The 21,147-nt window shown below is 59.2% G+C and carries 18 protein-coding genes; 10 read left to right on the top strand and 8 right to left on the bottom strand.

Translation table 11 applies throughout. The annotated features are described in order from the left end of the window. Nucleotides 1–22 precede the first annotated feature (22 nt). The 7 genes from paaN to FHT71_RS15105 all read left to right on the top strand — a co-directional run bounded on the left by paaN (nucleotide 23) and on the right by FHT71_RS15105 (nucleotide 8,273). Nucleotides 23–1,681, top strand: a complete 1,659-nt coding sequence (gene paaN / locus FHT71_RS15135; protein ID WP_183720666.1) for a phenylacetic acid degradation protein PaaN — start codon at nucleotides 23–25, stop codon at nucleotides 1,679–1,681. Between the two features lie 42 nt (nucleotides 1,682–1,723). Then, nucleotides 1,724–2,872: an ABC transporter substrate-binding protein gene (locus FHT71_RS15130; RefSeq protein WP_183720663.1), complete on the top strand. Its 1,149-nt coding sequence runs from the start codon at nucleotides 1,724–1,726 to the stop codon at nucleotides 2,870–2,872. A 67-nt stretch (nucleotides 2,873–2,939) separates the two neighbouring features. Further along, nucleotides 2,940–3,812, top strand: coding sequence for a branched-chain amino acid ABC transporter permease (locus tag FHT71_RS15125; RefSeq protein WP_132590237.1), 873 nt, complete (start codon nucleotides 2,940–2,942; stop codon nucleotides 3,810–3,812). After that, nucleotides 3,809–4,771 carry a branched-chain amino acid ABC transporter permease gene (locus FHT71_RS15120; protein WP_132590239.1) on the top strand — a complete coding sequence of 321 codons (963 nt, stop codon included), beginning with the start codon at nucleotides 3,809–3,811 and terminating at the stop codon, nucleotides 4,769–4,771. Before FHT71_RS15125 ends, FHT71_RS15120 begins: the two co-directional genes overlap by 4 nt. Next, nucleotides 4,768–5,553, top strand: coding sequence for an ABC transporter ATP-binding protein (locus tag FHT71_RS15115; RefSeq protein WP_132590241.1), 786 nt, complete (start codon nucleotides 4,768–4,770; stop codon nucleotides 5,551–5,553). The genes FHT71_RS15120 and FHT71_RS15115 overlap by 4 nt, the downstream gene beginning before the upstream one ends. Then, nucleotides 5,540–6,241 (top strand): ABC transporter ATP-binding protein, encoded by a 702-nt coding sequence (locus tag FHT71_RS15110; protein ID WP_007799939.1) that lies wholly within the window; start codon nucleotides 5,540–5,542, stop codon nucleotides 6,239–6,241. Before FHT71_RS15115 ends, FHT71_RS15110 begins: the two co-directional genes overlap by 14 nt. A 4-nt stretch (nucleotides 6,242–6,245) precedes the next feature. Beyond that, nucleotides 6,246–8,273, top strand: coding sequence for a 3-hydroxyacyl-CoA dehydrogenase NAD-binding domain-containing protein (locus FHT71_RS15105; protein ID WP_183720660.1), 2,028 nt, complete (start codon nucleotides 6,246–6,248; stop codon nucleotides 8,271–8,273). Nucleotides 8,274–8,338: 65 nt separating this feature from the next. Here FHT71_RS15105 and FHT71_RS15100 read toward each other — a convergent pair whose 3' ends face one another. After that, on the bottom strand, nucleotides 8,339–9,085 hold the full coding sequence (locus FHT71_RS15100; RefSeq protein ID WP_007799935.1) for a CpsD/CapB family tyrosine-protein kinase: 747 nt from the start codon (nucleotides 9,083–9,085) through the stop codon (nucleotides 8,339–8,341). A 142-nt stretch (nucleotides 9,086–9,227) separates the two neighbouring features. Next, complete coding sequence (locus tag FHT71_RS15095; protein WP_183720657.1) at nucleotides 9,228–10,682, bottom strand: Wzz/FepE/Etk N-terminal domain-containing protein; 1,455 nt, start codon at nucleotides 10,680–10,682, stop codon at nucleotides 9,228–9,230. Nucleotides 10,683–11,042: 360 nt separating this feature from the next. On the opposite strand from FHT71_RS15095, the gene FHT71_RS15090 reads away from it, so the two are divergent. Both FHT71_RS15090 and FHT71_RS15085 read left to right on the top strand, forming a co-directional pair. Beyond that, nucleotides 11,043–12,356 carry a polysaccharide biosynthesis/export family protein gene (locus FHT71_RS15090; protein ID WP_183720654.1) on the top strand — a complete coding sequence of 438 codons (1,314 nt, stop codon included), beginning with the start codon at nucleotides 11,043–11,045 and terminating at the stop codon, nucleotides 12,354–12,356. Nucleotides 12,357–12,412: 56 nt separating this feature from the next. Further along, nucleotides 12,413–13,921: an O-antigen translocase gene (locus FHT71_RS15085; protein ID WP_183720767.1), complete on the top strand. Its 1,509-nt coding sequence runs from the start codon at nucleotides 12,413–12,415 to the stop codon at nucleotides 13,919–13,921. 82 nt (nucleotides 13,922–14,003) lie between these two features. Here FHT71_RS15085 and FHT71_RS15080 read toward each other — a convergent pair whose 3' ends face one another. Genes FHT71_RS15080 through FHT71_RS15055 form a run of 6 tightly spaced genes read right to left on the bottom strand, consistent with a single transcriptional unit; the run spans nucleotide 14,004 to nucleotide 19,503 of the window. Further along, nucleotides 14,004–15,185 carry a DegT/DnrJ/EryC1/StrS family aminotransferase gene (locus FHT71_RS15080; protein ID WP_183720651.1) on the bottom strand — a complete coding sequence of 394 codons (1,182 nt, stop codon included), beginning with the start codon at nucleotides 15,183–15,185 and terminating at the stop codon, nucleotides 14,004–14,006. Then, a complete protein-coding gene (locus FHT71_RS15075) occupies nucleotides 15,182–16,156 on the bottom strand; it encodes an SDR family NAD(P)-dependent oxidoreductase (RefSeq protein ID WP_183720648.1) in 975 nt (324 codons plus the stop codon). The genes FHT71_RS15080 and FHT71_RS15075 overlap by 4 nt, the downstream gene beginning before the upstream one ends. Before the next feature lie 3 nt (nucleotides 16,157–16,159). Then, nucleotides 16,160–16,870: an acyltransferase gene (locus FHT71_RS15070; RefSeq protein WP_183720645.1), complete on the bottom strand. Its 711-nt coding sequence runs from the start codon at nucleotides 16,868–16,870 to the stop codon at nucleotides 16,160–16,162. Then, complete coding sequence (locus FHT71_RS15065) at nucleotides 16,860–17,966, bottom strand: DegT/DnrJ/EryC1/StrS family aminotransferase (RefSeq protein WP_183720642.1); 1,107 nt, start codon at nucleotides 17,964–17,966, stop codon at nucleotides 16,860–16,862. The genes FHT71_RS15070 and FHT71_RS15065 overlap by 11 nt, the downstream gene beginning before the upstream one ends. Beyond that, entirely contained in the window at nucleotides 17,963–19,000 is a 1,038-nt protein-coding gene (locus FHT71_RS15060; protein WP_183720638.1) for a Gfo/Idh/MocA family oxidoreductase, read from the bottom strand. The genes FHT71_RS15065 and FHT71_RS15060 overlap by 4 nt, the downstream gene beginning before the upstream one ends. Next, nucleotides 18,997–19,503, bottom strand: a complete 507-nt coding sequence (locus tag FHT71_RS15055) for an acyltransferase (protein ID WP_183720635.1) — start codon at nucleotides 19,501–19,503, stop codon at nucleotides 18,997–18,999. Before FHT71_RS15055 ends, FHT71_RS15060 begins: the two co-directional genes overlap by 4 nt. A gap of 315 nt (nucleotides 19,504–19,818) precedes the next feature. On the opposite strand from FHT71_RS15055, the gene FHT71_RS15050 reads away from it, so the two are divergent. After that, nucleotides 19,819–21,147 carry a glycosyltransferase family 1 protein gene (locus FHT71_RS15050; protein WP_183720632.1) on the top strand — a complete coding sequence of 443 codons (1,329 nt, stop codon included), beginning with the start codon at nucleotides 19,819–19,821 and terminating at the stop codon, nucleotides 21,145–21,147.

Below are 21,147 nucleotides of genomic sequence, written 5' to 3'. Positions count from 1 at the left end.
CACAGCGTGAAAGGAACATGTGATGGATGCCCTTTTTGACCGCCACCAGCCGACACTTACCGCAGCCCTAAAGGCTGCGCAGGAACGCGGCTATTGGTCGGCCTACCCGGAAATCCCGAGTGGCAAGATCTATGGCGAAACCGCCAAGGACGATGGTCTGGCATCCTACAACGCCCGGCTTGGCAAGCCCTTCGACATGTCCGGTCATCCTGCGACGGCACAGGTCGGCGCGGAAGTTTCGCCGTTCGGCCCAACGCTCGATATCACCTATCCGGCTGCCGATGCCGGCACCCTGATTGCCGCCTCGCAGTCTGCAGCACCGGGATGGGCCACCGCCTCTGTGAAGACACGTGTCGGCATCTGCCTTGAAATTCTCGCCCGCCTCAATCGGCGCAGCTTCGAAATGGCCAATGCCGTCATGCATACGACGGGACAGGCCTTTGCCATGGCGTTTCAGGCTGGTGGACCGCATGCGCAAGATCGCGGCCTTGAGGCTGTTGCCTATGCCTACGCGGAGATGACCCGCACCCCGACACAGGCCCTGTGGACCAAGCCGCAAGGCAAAGGCGAGCCGATTGTACTGGAAAAGCATTGGCGGATCGCACCGCGCGGCGTCTCACTGGTGATCGGCTGCCAGACCTTTCCGACCTGGAATAGCTATCCGGGCCTGTTTGCCAGCCTTGCGACCGGCAACACTGTCATCGTCAAACCGCATCCGGGCGCAATCCTGCCCTTGGCGATCACGGTTGCAGTCATTCGCGAGGTGCTTGTTGAGGAGGGATTTGACGCCAATATCGCGCTCCTTGCGGCCGATGCGCCAGGAGCCGAAATCACCGGCGATCTCGTAAAGAGCGATGCGGTGTCGATCATCGACTACACTGGCTCGAACAGTTTTGGCGAATGGGTGCGCAAGCATGCTGGCGAGGCGCAGGTCTATACCGAAGAGGCCGGCGTCAATTCGATCGTCATCGCCGCCACCGGCGACTTTGTCGGCATGTGCGCCAACATCGCCTTTTCCCTGTCCCTTTACAGCGGCCAGATGTGTACCGCTCCACAGAACATCTACGTCGCCAGGACCGGCATCCAGACGAATGAGGGTCACAAGAGTTTTGACGAGGTGGCAGCCGGCATTGCCGCGGCGATCGACGATCTGCTTGCCGAGCCCGTGCGTGCCGCCGGCGTCTGTGGAGCGATCGCCAACCCCGCGACCGTTCAGCGTGTCGAAGCCGCACGCAGCCTTGGAAAAATCATTCGCGACTCTGCCCGGATCGGGTCAGGTGATGCGCGCACCGCGACCCCCCTCATCCTTGCCGTCGATGGCAACGAAACGAATGCGCATGCCCAAGAGCTCTTCGGTCCGATCGTCTTCATCGTCGCCGTCACCGATGCGACCGACGGTATTGCGCAGGCGACCTCGCTTGCTCGTCGCAAGGGTGCAATTACCGCAGGGCTTTACGACACCGACGACAGCCGTATCCACATGGCTGTCGATGCCTTTGCCGCCGCTGGCGTCAACCTCTCGGTCAACCTCACCGGCAGCATTTACGTGAACCAGAGCGCCGCCTTCAGCGATTTCCACGTCACCGGCGCCAACCCGGCCGGCAATGCCAGCCTGACCGATGCGGCCTTCGTGGCCAACCGATTTTGCACCGTCATGTGGCGCCGCCCGAAGACGGCGTGACGGGCTTTGATTTAACCTTTGTTCTCTTGGGAGGAGACTGACATGAAATTTGCGATAACGACCGCGCTGGCGGGCACGCTGGCGTTTGCCCTCGGTCTGGCCGGCCCCGCCCTTGCCGATATCCGTATCGGCGCAAGCGTCTCGGAAACCGGTCCCGCCTCGTTCCTCGGCGATCCGGAAGCAAAGACGCTGAAGCTTCTGATCGACGAGATCAATGCCGCCGGCGGCGTTCTTGGCGAGAAACTCGAACTCGTCATCTACGACGATGGTGGCGACCCGAACAAGGCACGCACCTTCGCAACGCGACTGGTCGAGGACGACGAAGTAACTGCCGTGATCGGCGGCACCACCACCGGCACCTCGATGGCGATCATTCCGGTCGTCGAAGATGCCGAGATCCCCTTCATCTCGCTTGCCGGCGCAATCGAAATTGTCGACCCGGTGAAGCCCTATACCTTCAAGACACCGCATACCGATCGCATGGCATGCGCAAAGATCTTCGATGACATGAAGAAGCAGGGCTTCACGAAGATCGGCATGATTTCCGGTTCCGACGGCTTTGGCGCCTCGATGCGCAAGCAGTGCATGGCAATCATCGGCGAGTACGGCATTGAGGTGGTCGCTGACGAAACCTATGGACCGAGCGATGCGGACATGACCCCGCAGCTTACCAACATCAAGAACACGGCTGGCGTCCAGGCGATCCTCAACCCGGGCTTTGGCCAGGGGCCTGCGATCGTCACGCGAAACTACGCACAGCTCGCGGTCGGCCTGCCGCTCTATCAGTCGCACGGCGTTGCCTCGAACGGCTTCATCGATCTTGCTGGTGCAAGTGCTGCCGAAGGTATTCGGCTGCCTGGCACGGCTCTTTTAGTGGCCGACCTGTTGCCCGAAAATGATCCGCAGCGCGCCGTCGTTGCTGCCTACAAGAAGAGCTACGAAGCAGCGACCGGCAAGCCGGTATCGACCTTCGGGGGCTATGCCCATGATGCACTGCGGATTCTGGTCGACGCGATCAACCGCGCCGGCAAGGCCGATCCGGCCGCTATCCGCGAAGCCATCGAAGGGACGAAGGGCGTCGTCGGAACGACCGGCACCGTCACCATGGCAAAGGACGACCATCTCGGCCTCGATCTCACCGCCTTCCGTATGCTCGAGATCCGAGACGGTGGTTGGAAGATCGTCGACTGAGCGCGAAGCCGCTTCCGTTGGGAGGGACCAGCTCTCCCGACCTCGGGCAGCGCAAACGGAGGGACCCATGGCCGAGTTCATGCAATTTTTGCTGTCCGGGGTGACGGTCGGCGCGGTCTACGCGCTGGTCGCGCTCGGCTTCACCATCATCTACAACGCATCCGATGTCGTGAATTTCGCTCAGGGCGAGTTCGTCATGCTTGGCGGCATGATCACCGTCTTTTCCTATCAGGCGGGCATTCCTCTGCCCCTGGCGGCGATCCTCGCAATCCTCGTCACAGCGGCAATCGGAGTCGCGCTCAACAAGCTCGCCATCGAGCCTGCGCGAGGGGCTCCCGTCGTGTCCCTGATCATCATCACGATCGGCGCATCGATCTTCATCCGCGGGCTGACGCAGATCACCTTCGACAAGCAACTGCATCGCTTTCCCGCCTTTTCAGGTGATACGCCGATCGCGATCGCCGGAGCGACCATTTTGCCGCAAAGCCTGTGGGTCGTTGCTGGCGCGTTGGCAGTCTTCATTGGCCTTTGGCTGTTTTTTACCAAGACGCTGACCGGGCGCGCGGTGCTGGCGAGCGCCAACAATCGCATCGCCGCGCAGCTGGTCGGCATCAACACCCGCTACATTATGACGTTGAGCTTCGCGCTTTCGGCGGCGATCGGCGCGCTGGCGGGGGTTCTCGTGACGCCGATCACGCTGACCAGCTATGACGTCGGCATCTCGCTCGCGTTGAAGGGATTTGCCGCCGCCATGCTGGGCGGCATGGGCAATCCCAAGGGAGCGCTGGTGGGCGGCCTTCTGCTCGGCATGCTCGAAGCAATGACGGCCGGCTACATCAGCTCACAGTACAAGGACGCTGCCGCCTTCATCGTCATCCTCGCGGTCCTCTTCGCCATGCCGCAGGGCATTTTTGGCCGCAAAGTCACGGATCGGGTATGACGATGAAACTCTCCTCGAAAGCCACCACCTTACTGGTGCTTGCGCTCCTCATCATTGCGCTGCCCTTCCTGTTTCCCTCGTCCTACTATTTCCGCGTCGGCTCGCTGATCTTTGTCAACGGACTTGCGGTCACGGGCCTCGTCATCCTCACCGGATATGCCGGCCAGATCAGCCTCGGCCATGCCGGCTTCGTCGGCATCGGCGGCTATAGCTGCGCGCTTGCGCCGCTCCATCTCGGCCTGCATCCCGCTCTGGCCGCTATCCTTGGCGCCGTGCTCTGCGCCCTCGTCGCCTGGCTGGTCGGCCGACCGATCCTGAGGCTCAAGGGATATTATCTCGCTGTCGCAAGCCTGGGGCTTGGAGCGCTGGTCGCCATGGTCCTTGCCAACGAGGCCGCCTGGACCGGCGGGCCCGACGGCATCGCTGTCGCAGATCTCGGACTTCGGGCGCTGCTGAAATCGCTCGGCCTCGACATGTCGAACCCCGTCTTCTGGTACGCATTTACCGGGCTCATCATGCTGATCGGCGCCTGGCTTGCGCTCAACCTCTTTCACAGCCCCACCGGGCGGGCGCTACGCGCGCTGCACGGCTCGGAGATCGCGGCTCGGACCGTGGGCGTCGATGTCGCCAACTACAAGCTGCGGGCATTCGTGATCTCCGCCGTCTACGCGTCGGTCGCAGGATCGCTACTGGCTCTGCAGAACAAGTTCATCACGCCCGACGTGGCCGGCTACATGCACTCGATCGAGCTGGTGACCATGGCGGTTCTGGGCGGTGCGGGTTCGGTCGCCGGCGCGATCCTCGGCGCCGCGATCCTGACGACGTTGCCGCAGGTTCTGACCGTGTTCCAGGAATACGAACAGCTGGTACTCGGCCTCATCATGATGCTTGTCATGATCTTCATGCGCGACGGCTTGCTGCCGAGCCTTGCGCGCCTGATCAGAGGGAGGGGAGAATGAGCCTGCTTCAAGTCGAGAGCCTAGGGATCGACTTTGGCGGTCTGCGTGCCGTCAACGATGTGAGCTTTTCCCTGAAGGCGGGCGAAATCGTTTCGGTGATCGGGCCGAATGGCGCGGGTAAGACGACGCTCTTTAACATGATCTCAGGCGTCTACCTGCCCGGGCGCGGGCGAATATTGCTCGCCGGGGAAGAGGTCACCGGCCTCGGCCCGCATCTTTTGGCCGAGCGCGGCCTGTCGCGCACCTTTCAGAACCTGCAGATATTCCAGACGATGACCGTCCTCGAAAATGTCACCGTGGGCCATCACCTGCATGAGCGGGGATCCGTCCTGGCCGATCTTTTGGCGCTACCGGCGTCGCGCCGCCGAAGCCGTACTTCGGAGGCTGGCGCCTACACATTACTGGAACGGGTGGGCCTTGCCCAGGCGGCGGAAAGAACGGCCGGATCGCTGTCTTATGGTGCGCTGAAGCGCCTGGAAATCGCCCGCGCGCTCGCCTTGCAGCCGCGTGTCCTGCTTCTCGATGAACCTGCCGCAGGCTGCAATGCCGTTGAGACAGAGGAGATCGATCACCTGATCGCCGAGATCGCCGCTGCGGGCGTTTCCATTCTGCTGGTCGAGCACGACATGAAGATGGTCATGCGAATATCGAACCATATCGTGGTCCTCGATCACGGCGAAAAGATCGCCGAGGGAGAACCGTCGACCGTGGCGCGCAATCCGCGGGTCGTCGAAGCCTATCTCGGTGCACAGGGTGTGGAGGCGGCCAATGTTGACTGTTGAGGGACTACGCTCTCGTTACGGCCGCATCGAGGTGCTGCACGGCATCGACCTTGAGGTGGGCTCCGGTGAAATCGTCACGGTGGTGGGCGCGAACGGGGCGGGCAAGACGACGCTCCTGCGATGCCTATCCGGCATACAGCCGGTTTCAGCTGGCACCATCGTGTTTCGTGGCGAGGCCCTGAACGCCGTTCCGGCTTACCGTCGCGCAGCACGCGGTCTCTCGCAATCGCCGGAGGGCAGGCAGATCTTCACAAATCTTTCTGTCGAGGAAAACCTGCGTCTGGGCGCTTTCCTCTATTCGGATGACAAGGTCGAACGGGACATGGAGGACGCATTCGCCATGTTCCCAATCCTGCGCGAGAAGCGCAATCTGGCGGCCGGCGGCCTCTCTGGCGGTCAGCAGCAGATGCTTGCCATCACCCGCGCCCTTATGGCCCGTCCCTCCTGCCTGCTGCTTGACGAGCCGAGCATGGGGCTGGCTCCGATCCTCGTCGCGCAGATCTTCGAGGTGGTGAAGGGCTTACGCGCGCTCAATGTCACCGTGCTGCTGGTCGAACAGAACGCCTTCGGCGCACTCTCCATCGCCGACCGTGGCTACGTGATGGAGACCGGCCGCATTACAATGTCGGGACCAGCGCCGGAGCTGATTGCCGACGAACGTATTCGCGAAGCCTACCTGGGACTATGACATCATGACCGTGACCATCGAACGCACCGGCGACGTCGCCGTCGTCACCATTGACAACCCGCCCGTCAACGCGCTCTCGCAGGGCTTGCGCCAGGAGCTGTGGAATGCGGCGGAAACGCTGGACGCCGACCCCTCGGTGCGCGCCGTGGTCCTGATCTGCCAAGGGCGGACATTCATCGCCGGTGCCGATGTCAACGAACTCGGCAAGCCGCCGATGCCCCCTCACCTTCCCGATCTCGTCGCTCGTATCGAGACGGCGACCAAACCATGGATAGCGGCAATTCATGGCAGTGCGCTCGGAGGGGGTTGCGAAGTGGCGCTCGGCTGCCGTTTCCGCATTGCCGTACGCTCGGCGAGCGTCGGCTTGCCCGAGGTCCGGCTAGGCATCGTTCCAGGGGCCGGAGGGACCGTGCGCCTGCCACGACTGATCGGACCGGCGCTCGCTGCGGACATGGTTACATCTGGTGCCCCGCTGGCGGCGCCGAAGGCTCGATCGCAAGGGCTGATCGACGCTATCGTCGAGGGTGATCTGGAACGGGGAGCGATCGACTTTGCACGGGCGGCCGTAGATCAATCTCTTCCGCTTCCACTCAGCGAAAGAAGCGTGCCCGCAGTGGACGCGACTTTCTGGGAAACAACGTCTAGGGCCGTTGCCGATCGCGCCAAGCGCGAAGACGCGCCGCTCCGCGCGCTTGCCTGCGTGCGCAAGGCGGTCGAAGCAGATTTCGACACTGCAATGGCCTTCGAGCGCCAGACATTTCTCGAATTGCGCGGCTCGTCCCAGGCTGCCGCCTTGCGCCACGTTTTCTTCGCAGAGCGTAGCGCGCCACGGCCCCCTGAGCTTGCCGGCGTCGAGACCCGCTCGATCCGTTCTGCCGCCGTCATCGGCGGCGGCACCATGGGAGCAGGGATTGTGGCAGCCCTTCGCGATGCAGGCCTTCCGGTCACTCTCGTGGAACGCGACGAGGCGGCAGTCGAGCGGGGACTATCGAACCTGCGTTCGATTTTTGAAAACTCGGTCAAGCGCGGCAGGATCACCTCTGAAACGGCGGCCGAGCGACTGTCCGGTGTAATCGGCACGACCAACTACGAGCTTCTTGCTCGGGTCGACGTCGTCATTGAGGCGGTCTTTGAAGATCTCGACGTGAAGCGCGAGGTCTTCGGCAAGCTTTCCACTGTCTGCCGTCCCGATGCCGTGCTTGCCACGAACACCTCCTACCTTGACCCCGAGCAGATAGCGGCCGGCATCAAACACCCGGAGCGCTTTTTCGGGTTGCACTTCTTCAGCCCGGCCCATGTCATGAAACTGCTTGAGATCGTGCCGACCGCTCATACGACGCCGGCGACACTCGCGACGGGTTTCGCGCTCGCCCGCATGCTGAAGAAGATTCCCGTGCGCGCCGGCATTTGCGATGGCTTCATCGGCAACCGGATCCTGAAAATCACCCGCGCCCAAGCCGAACGCCTGCTGCTATCAGGTGCGACACCAAAGGCGGTCGATGCGGCGATGCGCAACTTCGGCCTGTCCATGGGTCCCTTCGAGGCTCAGGACCTCGGCGGTCTCGACATCGCCGCTTTCCAGCGCCGGGCGGCGCGCGCCCGTGGCGAAACGCCCTTTGCGCCGATCGCCGAACGGCTTTGTGCGTTGGAGCGCTTTGGGCAGAAAAGTGGTGGTGGATGGTACGACTACGCCAAGGGCGACCGTACTCCGCAACCCTCTGATATCGTCGCTGATATCATTGCGGGGGAAGCCAAAGGAATATCCCAACGGCAGTGGGATGAAGCCGACATCATTGATTGCATTGTCCTTCCAATGATCAACGAGGCCGCGAAGATCCTGCATGAAAAGGTCGCGCTCAGGGCCTCCGACATCGACCTCGTGGAAATCCATGGATATGGATTCCCGCGCTGGCGCGGTGGCCTGATGCACTATGCTGAAGAGCGTGGACTGACTGAAATTGCGGCAAAGCTCAAAGAACTCGCAGCAAATGATCTAACCGAGCCGCCTTGCAATCAGTTCGAGAGTGCCTGAGGAAAGCGCGAGGCCTCGAGCCAGGGTTGAATGCCAAGAAGGACTGTCCGGGGCGGCCTCTTTTCCTAATAGCCATATTGTTCCTGACTGTACTGGCTCTTGTTGAGGACAACACCTAGCACGTTCGTTTTTTCGCGCAGGCTCTGCTCGCAAATATCCACTTCGCTGACTGTGCTCTGGTCGGAAGCGGCAACGAGGACGACGCCGTCCACATTCGGCAGGAAGGCGAGCACATCGTCGGTCGATAGCATTGGCGGCAAGTCATAGAGGATGACGTCCGGCTTTATCTCCTGACGCATCTCTCGTAGCGATTGAGCTGCCGCGGCACTTTGAAGGAGTTCCGCCGAATACTGTACCGCCTGCCGGTTTGGCCCAATCGCGAGGTTGTCGCCGTATCGGAAAAAGGTTTCGCGTAAGCCAGCGTCGCCCTTCAGGAAACTCTCGATAGAGCCTGGATTCTTAATGGCAAGGGTCTTGCCGATCTGCGGGCGCCGTAAATCGAGATCGACAAGGACAGTTCGACAATCCCTCTGATTGGCCAGACTGAATGCGAGATTGAGCGCAATGCACGTCTTCCCGCATGCCGGGGTAGGCGACGTGATGGCGACCGAGGTCCAGTTATTCTCCCTGAGGAGACGGAGCAGTTTCGTCCGCATCATGTCAAAGGCGCCGTGGGCCGGGGACAACCGGTCCAACGTGATAACGCGATTGTTGGCGGCTGCATCGTGGTCGATGACAAGTGGGGGCAGTCCCTCCCACGCCCCTCTCACAATTTCAAGCGGTTCCGGCAACGCCGGACTCCGATCGTCCATCTCGGCAACCCCTCTATTACGCGACGATCTGCCAACAAATTCCATTACATGTCCTCAATCACTGCGTCGAAGCCTGACGCTATTTAGGTTCACCACTTTGGCCAGCAGTCTGGGAATGCGGAACCTCTTCCCAAATTCAACGTCAATGGTAGCTGAACATCCGCGTGACGCTATTGAGCTTCCTCTTCAATGGCGGCGTTCGCGTTTCGTAGGGGGTGTTGATGAACGGGATCACCGCCAGTGGTTGTGCCTGGAGCATCTGGACCAATTCGACCGGCCGGCGGATCGTCCTGTTCAGCATTTCAAGCAATGCGATGATCGCAAAACTGAGCGCAATGCCGGCCAATAAGCCAGCAAGGACGATAAGACGCCGGCGCGATCGCAACGGTGATTGCGGCTCGGTGGCCGCTTCCAATAGCGAGAATCGGCCACCATCCGAGCGCGCCTCTATCTGCTGGCCCAATGAGGCTTCCGCGCGTTTGGCAATCGCCGTATTGTATTGCGTTTGCGTGTTTGAGAGCGTGCGTTCAAGCGCGTTCAGGCGGATGTCGGTGGCTGGCGTGGCGCTTATGGATTGCGTGAGAGAAGCGATCTTCTCGGTTATCTGCACCCGCTCCTTCTCGATTGCATCTATCCGCCTGTCCACGTCGGAGAGCTGAAGGTCAAGACCGGACTGCGCTTTGGTATCGGCGCCCTCTTGCTTTTTGGGAACGACCTTTGCGCGTAGGGCGGCAATGCGTGCTCTCAGCGCGATAATGTTGGGGCTCGTTTCGGCAAAGACCGAGAGCTGATCGGCAAGCGCTTTGTTGAGATCCAAAAGCATCTGCTGTTCGGCAGTCAGCGGCTCGCCTGTCGGATATTTGCCGGTCACCATATAGGTCTCGACCAAAAGACTGCGTCTCGTGCGAAGATCCGATTCCTCACGCTCAAGCGATATCAGGCGCTCTTGCAAGGTGCTCTGCTGGGTGCGGCGAAACTCCAGGCTCTCAGGCAGCGTATCCCTGTTTTCGTTCTTGAATTTCAATAGGTCAGCTTCAATGCGACTGAGGTCGTCGTCAAGCCTCTTCACCTCGTCGTTGAAGAACTCCAGCGTGTCCCCCGCTCTATCGGTTCTTTGCTTCTGATTGCTGTGCAGGATCGATGTCGCAAGTTCGTTAGCGACACGTGCCGCCAAGGCGGGCGTGCCAGCCTCGAATCCAATTGTGAATACCGATGCGCCATCGCCGCTGCTGAGCTCGGTTTCCTCAAAGATGAGCCGGGACCGCAAATCCTTCACCAAATACTCGACAGGAGGTTTCTCCTTCTCGCCCGCATAGATGTCGAGTTTGGCCGCGAGTCTAACCAGATTGTCCCGTGTCGTTAGATGCTGCTGGATTATTTGCAGCTGGCCAAGCGAACTTGTCGGCACTGTCGAGCGCACCAGACTGACGGGAATCTGTGGCGCCTCGACCAGGATCTTGGCTGTAGACTGATAGCTACGCGGCAACAGGAGGGCAGCAGCCAGAGCGATAGCTGTCGTCACGGTCACGCACAACAGAATTAACGGCAATCTCCGTAGCAGAATAGAAAGATAAAAACGGACATCGATGTCACCCATTACGAATTCATCCGAACTAAAGAAACGAGAGCGGCGTACTGTAGGGGTGACATCTTCGATCAGTTTTTGGATCCATGATAGTTGATCGATAGTGGGTGTGCCGCCAACGGTTTGTTAGTCCATTTGGCTAGTTTTTGTTCCCGGTGAGCCGCGTTTCAAAGCTAACCCCAATGCCCCGAGAGATTTCCTTTCCGTCACCACTGTCAGACACTCATCATTTTTGGTTATTTGGCGCCCCTTGTCGGATGGTCGCATGTGAATGTATTCTTCAAGCAACAGAGAATAGATCTAAAATAAAACTCTCGCGACATCTCTAAATTAGACTTGCAACGACGCAGAACCAACTCTGGAAGTTTGCTGATGCACTATTTGATATTGAGGATGGGCTTCGGCAACCTTTTACGGCTGCTAGCGCGGCTTCCCGCCGCAGCGATTGCTGCACTCGTTTTCCTGAATGTCGGCGCAGCTTGCGGCAGCCCACTTCTTCCGAACACGAAGATCCGGTTGACACTCGTTCAGTGGATGCCGACCAAGGGGAGCTATGAGCAATGGGCCACGGTCGGAGGCGAATATACCGTCTCGGACGCAGGAACGATATCGATCCCCCTGCTTGGACCTGTTTCCGTTGGAAACATGGATGAGACAACGCTGGCATCGACCATTGCAAAGCAGTTGAAGGAAAAGATCGGGCTTGTCGATGAGCCAGCCGCCACTATCGAGATCCTCAAATATCCACCAATCTATGTCGTTGGCGATGTTACAAATCCCGGTGAGTATGCGTTTCACACCGACATCACCGTCCTGCAGGCCTTCGCAATGGGAGGCGGCCAAATGCGCGCCTCAGCTGGTTCGCAAAACTCGGTGGACACGACCAAACTGGTGGGCGACCTAAAGGAAATCGACGACTCCATCATCCGCAGCACGGCCAGAATCGAGCGTCTGGAAGCGGAAATGGCCGGGGAAAAGAGCCTAAAATCCCGACAAGAGGGCGCGAATGCGAACCCGTTGACTGCTGCCATTTATAAGCAGGAAGAGGCAATATTCTCCGCCAGGGCAAATGAACTGACCAGACAGTCGAAATCACTGTCGGGACTACGTGACCTCCTGTCGGAGGAAATCAACGTACTGCAGGAGAAGGTAAAAAGCACGGACGCGAACATAGGCTCGGTGCAACAGCAGCTCGACAGCACGATTGCCCTCATTGAGAAGGGCGCTATCGTTGCAACGCGACAGGCCGACGTCGAGCGTGTCATGAGAGGCTATCAAAACGACCGCCTTGATCTCACGGTTGCAATAATGCGGGCCCGCCAAAGCATAAGTCAGACAACGCGAGATCTCGAGGGTTTATACGATAGAAGACAGACGGAAGTTGCTTCGGAATTGCAGGTGGAGCGGGCGACCATAGGACAGTTGCTGCTGAAGAGAGATACCAGTCAGAAGCTGCTGATGGACAGCCTGTCATCCAGCAGCGCCGCGCGGCCCGATGAGGATCCGAAGCTCGCATTCAGCATCGTTCGCAATCTTGCTGGAAAAAGCAACGAAATCGACGCCTCCGAAACAACCACGATGATGCCTGGAGATGTCCTGAAAGTTACCCTGCGGCCAGGCTCCCAAACCTCGGCGTCAAACTCCCTGAAGGCGGCCGAAACGACTGCGCGCAACATCAGCCAATGATCAGCGACCTCGACAACGACGATCGTGTTGAAAAGCCGACGCCAGGCCCGTCAAAGATGACCCCTCCCATCGGCACCGGGAGCAAGAGTTACTTACAGATCGTCAAGTCGACGATACTTATCGCCGGGTCGTCGGTTATCAATGTGATGTTTTCCATCATCCGAAACAAAGCCATGGCGCTGCTTCTCGGGCCCGAGGGCATCGGAGTGATGGCTCTTTATAGTTCGATCGCGGACATTTCACAGACCGTGGCGGGGCTTGGCATCAATGCGAGCGGTGTTCGCCAGATTGCGGCTGTCAATTCAAAAGACACTGTGCAGATAGCCGAGGTCGTAGCGGTGCTGCGCCGCGTTTCCTTGCTTTTGGGCTTCGTCGGAACAGCCCTTTTACTGCTCTTTTCGGAACCTGTTGCGCAATTTACCTTCGGTACCCCCCAGCATACCGTTGGAGTGATGCTCTTATCGCTAGCAGTATTCTTTCAGGTGGCAGCGGGAGGAAGAGCCGCGCTGATACAGGGCATGCGTGATATCTCCAGCCTTGCTTGGATGAGCGTCCTTGGGGGCCTTTTCAGCGTAGTGGTCGGGGTGCCGATCATCTACTTCTTCGGAGAGCCTGGAATTGCGATATCGCTGGTAGCTGCAGCCTTCGCAAGCTTCGTAGCCTCATGGTGGTTCAGCCGGAGGATTGACATACCTCGCGTCCCTGTTACTGCGCGACGGGCCTTGCAGGAAACCAGCGCGCTGTTCAAGCTCGGCATCGTGTTCATGGCGAGTGGCTTTTTAACCATGGGCAGTGCCTATGCCATCCGCCTTATCGTGTCATCAGAGAGCGGATTGCATGCGGCCGGCCTTTACCAGGCAGCCTGGTCACTGGGAGGGCTTTATGCGGGCTTCATCCTACAGGCCATGGGCACCGACTTCTATCCGCGCCTCACGGCCGTCTCCGAGAACAATGCAGAATGCAACCGGCTGGTCAACGAACAGACTGAAGTCAGCATCCTGTTGGCCGGTCCTGGCCTGATCGCGACGCTAACACTTGCCCCGGCCGTCATGGCGCTGTTCTACTCTTCTGCATTTCAGGGAGCGGTCGATATTCTGCGCTGGATTTGCCTTGGAATGATGCTGCGCATTGTGGCCTGGCCGATCGGATTCATTATTCTCGCCAAGGGTGCAAAAGCGATTTTCTTCTGGTCAGAAGTCGCTGCCGCCGTCGTTCACGTTGGACTGGCGTGGCTGTGTGTGCCGGCATTTGGCGCCGCAGGCGCTGGCCTTGCCTTCTTCGGCCTCTATGTTTGGCACAGCGTCCTGATGTATTGCGTGGCGCGACGCTTCACGAACTTCCGCTGGTCACCCGCCAATCGCAAATTAATTACGGCCTATCTCCCGATATCGGCACTTGTCTTCGGCGCATTCCAGTGTTTGCCGCTCTGGCAAGCAACAAGCCTTGGACTGTGTATCGCAATTCTGGTTGGTCTATTCTCGCTGAGGATGCTTGCTGGTCTGCTTCCACAACACATGTTCCCGAAAGCAATTCGGCCGCTGCTTGAAGGTATACGGGGTGCATAAATATCCACGGCCCCTCCATCTCGTTGGTTAGCGGATGCGGGCCAGTGAAATTGAGACTTGGGGCAAGACACAGCGTGAAAGATCAACCCACCTGTTCGATTGCCAATTCAGGCGCGCAAACGGACGCTTTCACTGCCTCGGCAACCGACGTCAATTCGCTCGCCGTCATCTGCACAAACAGCGGGAGAATGATCGAATGCTGCTGTGCCAGGACACTTTGTTGCAGGCTGGTTGCGACGCGATGCGAGCCAGGTTCGGCATAGGCGGCCTCAAGATGGATGTTCATGATCCCGCGTCTCGTCGAGACGCCCTGATCAAGCAACTCCTGCATGACTTCATGCTGATCGAGATCTCGTGACAATCCCAAGCAGAAGCTCTGCCAATTGCTGCGCGCCCACGAGGGCTCGATGGGCGGCGCAACCCCCGCTGCTGCATAAAGCTGTTCGGCATACTGGCTCGCAAGTTCGCGCCGACGCACAATGATCGCCGGCAAACGCTTGAGTTGCTCGCGGCCAACGGCTGCCTGCATGTCCGTCATCCGATAATTGTATCCAAGCTCGGGATAGGACTCGAAAATAACCTGCTTCGAACCGTGCCGCACAGCATCGGTGACGCTCATTCCATGTTGCCGCCACAGGCGGAACTTTCGATCATACTCGGGATTGGCCGTCGTCAGCATGCCGCCGTCACCCGTTGTCACCACCTTGCGAGGATGAAACGAAAAACAGGCTACATCGCCGTGGGGCTTGCCGATCTTTTCCCAGCGGCCCTTCCAGAGAATTTCGCTGCCGGTGGCGCAAGCGGCATCCTCGATCACGGGGATGGAATGACGGGCCGCGATCGCAACGACGCGATGCAGATCGCAAGGCATTCCGAGCTGATGGACGCAAATGACGGCCTTGGTACGGGGCGTGATGGCCGCCTCGATCAGGTCGGGATCGATGTTGTAGCCGTCTTTTTCGATATCGACGAAGACGGGCACGGCACCGCAATAGCGGATCGCATTTGCGGTTGCGATGAAGGTGTGGCTAACGGTGATGACTTCATCGCCGGCCTCGACGCCGACCGCCTTCAGGGCGAGGTGAAGCGCGGTCGTGCAATTGGAAACGGCACATGCATGCCGGGCACCGACAAAATCGGCGAACTCTTCTTCGAAGGCAGCGACCTCTGGCCCTTGTGTAACCCAACCGGACAGAATGACGCGGCGAACCGCCTCGACCTCCTGCTCATCGAGGACGGGCTTGGCAACCGGGATCTGGTTCATGCTGCCTCTCCTGCGTTCAGGCTCTTTTCCTGGCGCCACCACTCTACGAGATTGCGCAGGCCCTCTTCCATTGTCACCTTTGTGCTGAAGCCAAGAAGCTTCTCGGCCTTGGCGGTCGAGGCAAGGCGCCGCGGCACGGCGTTGACTTTACGCGCCGGTCCGAATTGCGGCTCCAACGACGAGCCCATGACCTTGGTCAACAGGGCTGCAAGCTCACGCAAGCTCGTCTCGGTGCCGCTTGCGACGTTGAAGACTTCGTCGGTCACATCGGATTTCGCGGCAAGCAGATTGGCCCGCGCGATGTCGTGTACATGAACGAAATCCATCGTCTGCGTACCGTCCCCGAGGATGATCGGCGGCAAGCCGCCGGCAATGCGTTCCATCCAGCGGATCAGAACTTCCGTGTAGGCGCCGTAGACATCCATGCGCGGACCGTAGACGTTGAAGTAGCGAAGCGCCACGTAGCGCAGGCCATACATCTCCGCAAAGCTGCGCAGCAAACCCTCGTTGAAGGCTTTGGCGGCGCCATAGATGGTACGATTGTTGTAGGGGTGATGTTCCTCGGTGGTCGGGAAGGTGTCGGCCAGTCCAAGGACCGACGCTGAGGACGCGGCCACAACTTTCGACACCCCGGCCAGCACCGCCGCTTCAAGCACGTCGAATGTCCCACCTGCCAGGACATCAAAAGCAAGCCGCGGTTCCTCGGCGCACTGCGTGATGCGAATGGCGGCCTGGTGGAAGACGACATCGATGCCTTGGCTGACTTCCTTGATAAGCGCGCGATCCCTGATGTCGCCCTCGACTATCGTCACGGGAGCCCGGTTCACGGCGTCGGCCAGGTTCTCACGCCTGCCGCGGACGAAATTGTCCAGGATCACTATTTCCTTGGGTTCCTCGCGGGCGACGAGATCGGCAATGTGCGAGCCGATGAGACCGGCACCGCCGGTGATCAAAATCCGCTTATCCTTCATACTCTAACACTCCGAATTTGGTCCGCTCGAATCCTGATCCGTTCGCCAGCGGAGGAATTTTGCAGGAACGCCGGCCACGACAGAGAAGGGGGCAACATCGTCAACAACAACGGCACCCGCGCCGACAATTGCGCCTTTGCCGACGGTCACGCCGGGAAGGATCGTGGCATTGGTGCCGATGTCTGCCCATGCGCCAATGCGGACCGGTTTGATTTCGAGGTCGGTGCGGATAATCGGCATATCGACTGGCATTGCAGTATGGCTTGAGCCCAGGACCTTCGCGCCTGGGCCCCACCCAACATGATCCTCAAGCACCAGGTCACGCGCATCAAAATAGGCCTGGGGGCCGATCCAGACGTTGTTTCCGATGCGGCACGTGCCGTCGAATCTGCCCTGAATGTAGGCTTGTGCGCCGATAAAAACCCCGTCGCCGATTTCGAAGGTTTCCGGATGTTTGAAACCAGCGCCGCTGCCGACCTGCAAGCCGTTGCCACAGCCGCGCGCCAGGCTTTTCCAGATCGCCTTGCGCATGAAACTGTCAACAAAACCGTCGCCGGTCGCGAAGCGTGCGTAGAGTTCTACGAGGCCCACGGTACCATAGGAGCGCGTCAACTCTTCGGCCAGATGAACGACATAGTCGGGGTCCACGGAGGTTTGCTGGCGCCCATGGACAGCCAGGACAAGACGCACGCCGGTGACGGGGTCAGCTGACATAGGCGTCCTGCTCCACAGCAGCTGCAATCTGATCGACTTGCTCCAATGTCAGCTCCGGATAGATCGGCAGCGAGAGCACCTCACGCGCTGCGGCCTCCGATACCGGGAGATCTCCGGCGCGATACCCAAGATCAACATGCGCTTTCTGCAGGTGGATCGGGATCGGATAGTGGAGCCCGGTATGGATGCCCTCTGACCGCAACGAGTGCTGCAGATGCTCACGGTCGCGGCTGCGCACGGCGTAGACGTGGTAGACGTGGCGGCGATCCATCATCGCAACGGGAACGCGCACCGAGCGCGAGTCGGCCAAAAGCGTTGAGTAGCGATCGGCACGAACCCGTCGTGCTTCGGTCCAGGCTTCGAGATGTCGAAGCTTGATCCGCAGGATCGCGCCCTGGATCTCATCCATGCGGTAGTTGAAGCCCTTCAGCGTGTGGTGATAGCGCTGCTCCTGACCCCAGTCCCGCAACATTCTGATTTTCTTGGCATGTTCGTCATCGTTGGTGACGACGATACCACCTTCGCCACAGGCGCCAAGGTTTTTGCCGGGGTAAAAGCTGAAGCAGCTCGACACACCGATGCTTCCCGCACGCCGTCCCTTATATTCGGCGCCATGGGCCTGGCAGGCGTCTTCGATCACCGCAATTCCATGCTTGTCAGCGATAGCCTTGATTGCGTCCATGTCGGCCATCTGCCCATAAAGATGGACGGGCATGATGGCCCGGGTCCGCGGTGTTATCGCGGCTTCCAGCTTAGCCGGATCCATTGTCAGCGTCGCTGGCTCGACATCAACGAAGACTGGACGAGCGCCCGTGTAGCAGACTGCGGATGCGGTCGCGACAAAGGTGAAGGAAACGGTAATAACCTCGTCGCCTGGACCTACGCCGGCAGCAAGCAGGGCAAGATGCAAAGCGCTTGTCCCGGTGTTGACTGCGATCGCATGCTTGGCATCGCAATAGACCGCAAATTCGTCCTCAAAGCGAGCGACTTCCTCGCCGAGGACATAATGGCCCGAGGCGAGCACGCGCATCACGGCGGGCTCGACCTCGCTCTTGATAGAGGCATACTGAGCCTTGAGGTCGAGAAGGGGGATCATGCGATCAGCCTCGCCGGCTCGAGTTCGATGACACGCCCGCGCTGTGCCAGCGACTGGGTGGCGGCTTCAAGAATGCGCACGACGCGCAGTCCTGCATGGCCATCGGCAATCGGCTGGCTGTTTGTCATGACACAATCGACAAACTGCTTGAGCTCCCGGCCAAGTGCTTCCGTCATATCGAGTTGTGGGGCGTACATGTCGCCGGTGCGGTAGCCTACGCGCATGTCGTAGACCTTCTCGCCGTCCGACTGCGGATTGCCGTTGAGCGTGATACCCTTGTCGTAGACCTTGATCTTCTCACTTGGCTCCAGATCGTCATAGACGATCATCTTGCTGCTGCCGCCGATCAGCGTACGGCGCACCTTTACGGGTGCGAGCCAGTTGACGTGGATGTGGGCGATCAGCTTGCTCTCGAAGAAAAGTGTCAGATAGGCGATGTTCTCGGGCTCGCCGGCAACGTGACCCATGCCCGTCGCCGAGACCGCCACCGGCTTTTCCGGCAGGACGTAGTCCATGATCGACAGATCGTGGACGGCGAGATCCCAAATGACGCTGACATCATGCTGGAACAGGCCGAGATTGACGCGCACGGAATCGTAGTAATAGATCTCTCCGAGACCATTCTCGATGATTTCCCGCATCTTGCGGACGGCGCCGGTATGAATGAAGGTGTGGTCGACAGCGAGAACAAGACGGCGGCGCGCCGCCTCCTCCACCATCCGGCGAGCCTCTTCGGAGGTTGACGCCATCGGCTTTTCAACAAACACATGTTTTCCGGCCATCAGGGCTTTCATCGCCAGCATGTAGTGAGCCGATACCGGCGTCGCGATGGCGACGGCATCAACGCGGGGATCACGCAACACCTCGTCGAAATCGTCGGTGATCTGGACCGTCGGATAGCGCAGCTGGACGCCGGCAAGGCGATCCTTCTTGAGATCGCATACCCAGACAAGCTTTGCGCCCGGCGTTTCTGCAAGATTGCGGACCAGATTCGGCCCCCAATACCCGTAACCGACGACAGCAACCCCAATCATCTTGCTCTCCCGGATGAAATGACTTCGAGCGGCGCATCCTTTGCGCGGCCGATAACTCTTGCCGGTACGCCGGCAACAACTGCGTAGGCAGGCACGTCCTTGGTGACGACCGCGCCTGCGCCAATCTGCGCGCCTTCGCCAATCGTTATGCCGGCGACGATGGTCGCGTTGCTGCCGATCGAGGCGTAACGCTTGACAAGCGTCGGCACGACCGACCAGTCCGCGTCGGATTGAAGGGTGCCATCGAGATTGACGGCACGTGGATGCAGGTCGTTGGTGAACATCACGCCGTGGCCCACGAAGACGCCATCTTCGATAGTCACGCCTTCGCAGATGAAAGAGTGGCTGGAGATCTTGCAGTTTTCTGCGATTGAGGCGTTCTTCTGGATCTCGACAAAGGTTCCGATGCGCGAGCCCCGGCCGATCGAGCAGCCGTAAAGATTTACGAGATCTGGATGATGGATCACGACGTCATCGCCCAGCCTTACGCTTTGTGCGATCATGGCATCCGCCTCGCGTAGCAACCGCTCGATCCCAGCGGATCGTCATTTACCTCGAGCATAAAACGCGCCCCCAGCTGAACAATGTACTGAAGACAAAGAAGTCTTTTTTTATCCTTCGAGTAAAGAAAACAAAAATCGGTATTCGATAGATCGAAAGGAGTACGCGTGAAATCAATTTGCCAGTTTTACATTGCGTAGCGAAAGTAATTTATAGAATAGGATTGAATTTGGTCATGCAGACGCAATTGACCAGGCGGAAAGACACCGTCGCGGCAGGCGAGCGTAAAGACCGCATTGGGCACGGAGACGGCACGATTGCCACTTACATCAAAGAAGTTTTCGGGCGTCAGTCTCCTCGCGTCGACAATTGCGATCGTGACGACAGCACGCACACAGCTGAATCGTCGTACGCGTCAGATCAAGCGCCTTGTGTTCGATGAGGGGCCGGGCGCGCTCACTGACAAAATCAGGACCAAGCTGTCGGACGCAATTCGACCCAAGACATTTATGTGGCACGTTTTTCCATCGGATATCCTGCAGGCCGACCTGTCGAAGCCGCAACACCAGACCATCCCGGTCATAAACGACGGCCAGCCGATCGAGCTAAACTGGATCGTGGGCCCCGCTGGACCCGGATCGGGAGGCCACACCACCATCTATCGGACGCTAAAGCATCTTCAGGCCGCCGGGTATCACAACCGCGTCTACTTTTATGACCCCTTCGGCGGTGACGGCCAATACTATCAGGACTTGGCACGGTCTTATTATGGACTGACCTGCGAGATCCAGGACATTCGCCATGGCATGAAGGATGCCCACGGCGTCATAGCAACGTGCTGGCCCACTGCCTATGCCGCGTTCAACGCGTCGTGCTCCGGCAAAAGGTTCTATTTCATCCAGGATTATGAACCGTACTTTTACCCCGTGGGCACCAACAGCGCTCTGGCAGAGACTACCTACAGAATGGGATTCCACGGGCTCACCGCGGGACGTTGGCTCTCGGAAAAGCTCACGCGCGAGTTCGGAATGGACACGGACTGGTTTCCATTCGGATGCGATACGACACGCTATCGTTTTGATGCCAATTCGCAACGCTCCGGCGTTGCCTTCTATGCGAGGGCAGGCACCCCGCGCCGCGCGGTCGAGATTGGGCTGCTTGCTCTCGAGCTGTTTTCCAAGCGGCAGCCTGATGTCGAGTTGCACCTGTTTGGCCAGCGGATGGGAAGCCTTCCCTTTAAGTTCACCAACCACGGCCTGGTCTCTCCGGACAAGCTCAACCAGATCTACAACCGCAGTTTTGCAGGGTTAAGCCTCTCGTTGACGAACGTCTCGCTCGTACCTCATGAAATGCTTGCCTGTGGCTGCATGCCAGTCGTCAACGAAGCGGATCACAATCGCATCGTGCTGGACAATGCTTATGTCCGATACGCCGCGCTGCTGCCGCATGCGCTTGCCGAAACACTAGAAGCGATCGTGACAATGCCAAACTTTGGCAGTGCGGCCAAAAGAGCTGCCGACAGTGTCAAGTCGACGTCTTGGGATATCGCCGGGGCAGCTGTCGACACTGCAATTCGCAATGCGATCATCGCGGAGACCGCCAGATCACGATCTCGACGGGCCTTTCCGATCTCAATCTCGTCATAA

It is taken from the genome of Rhizobium sp. BK060, assembly GCF_014193145.1.
GTDB lineage: Bacteria > Pseudomonadota > Alphaproteobacteria > Rhizobiales > Rhizobiaceae > Rhizobium.
Note: the sequence above shows the minus strand (reverse complement) of the source record. Positions and strands in the feature narration are given on the sequence as shown.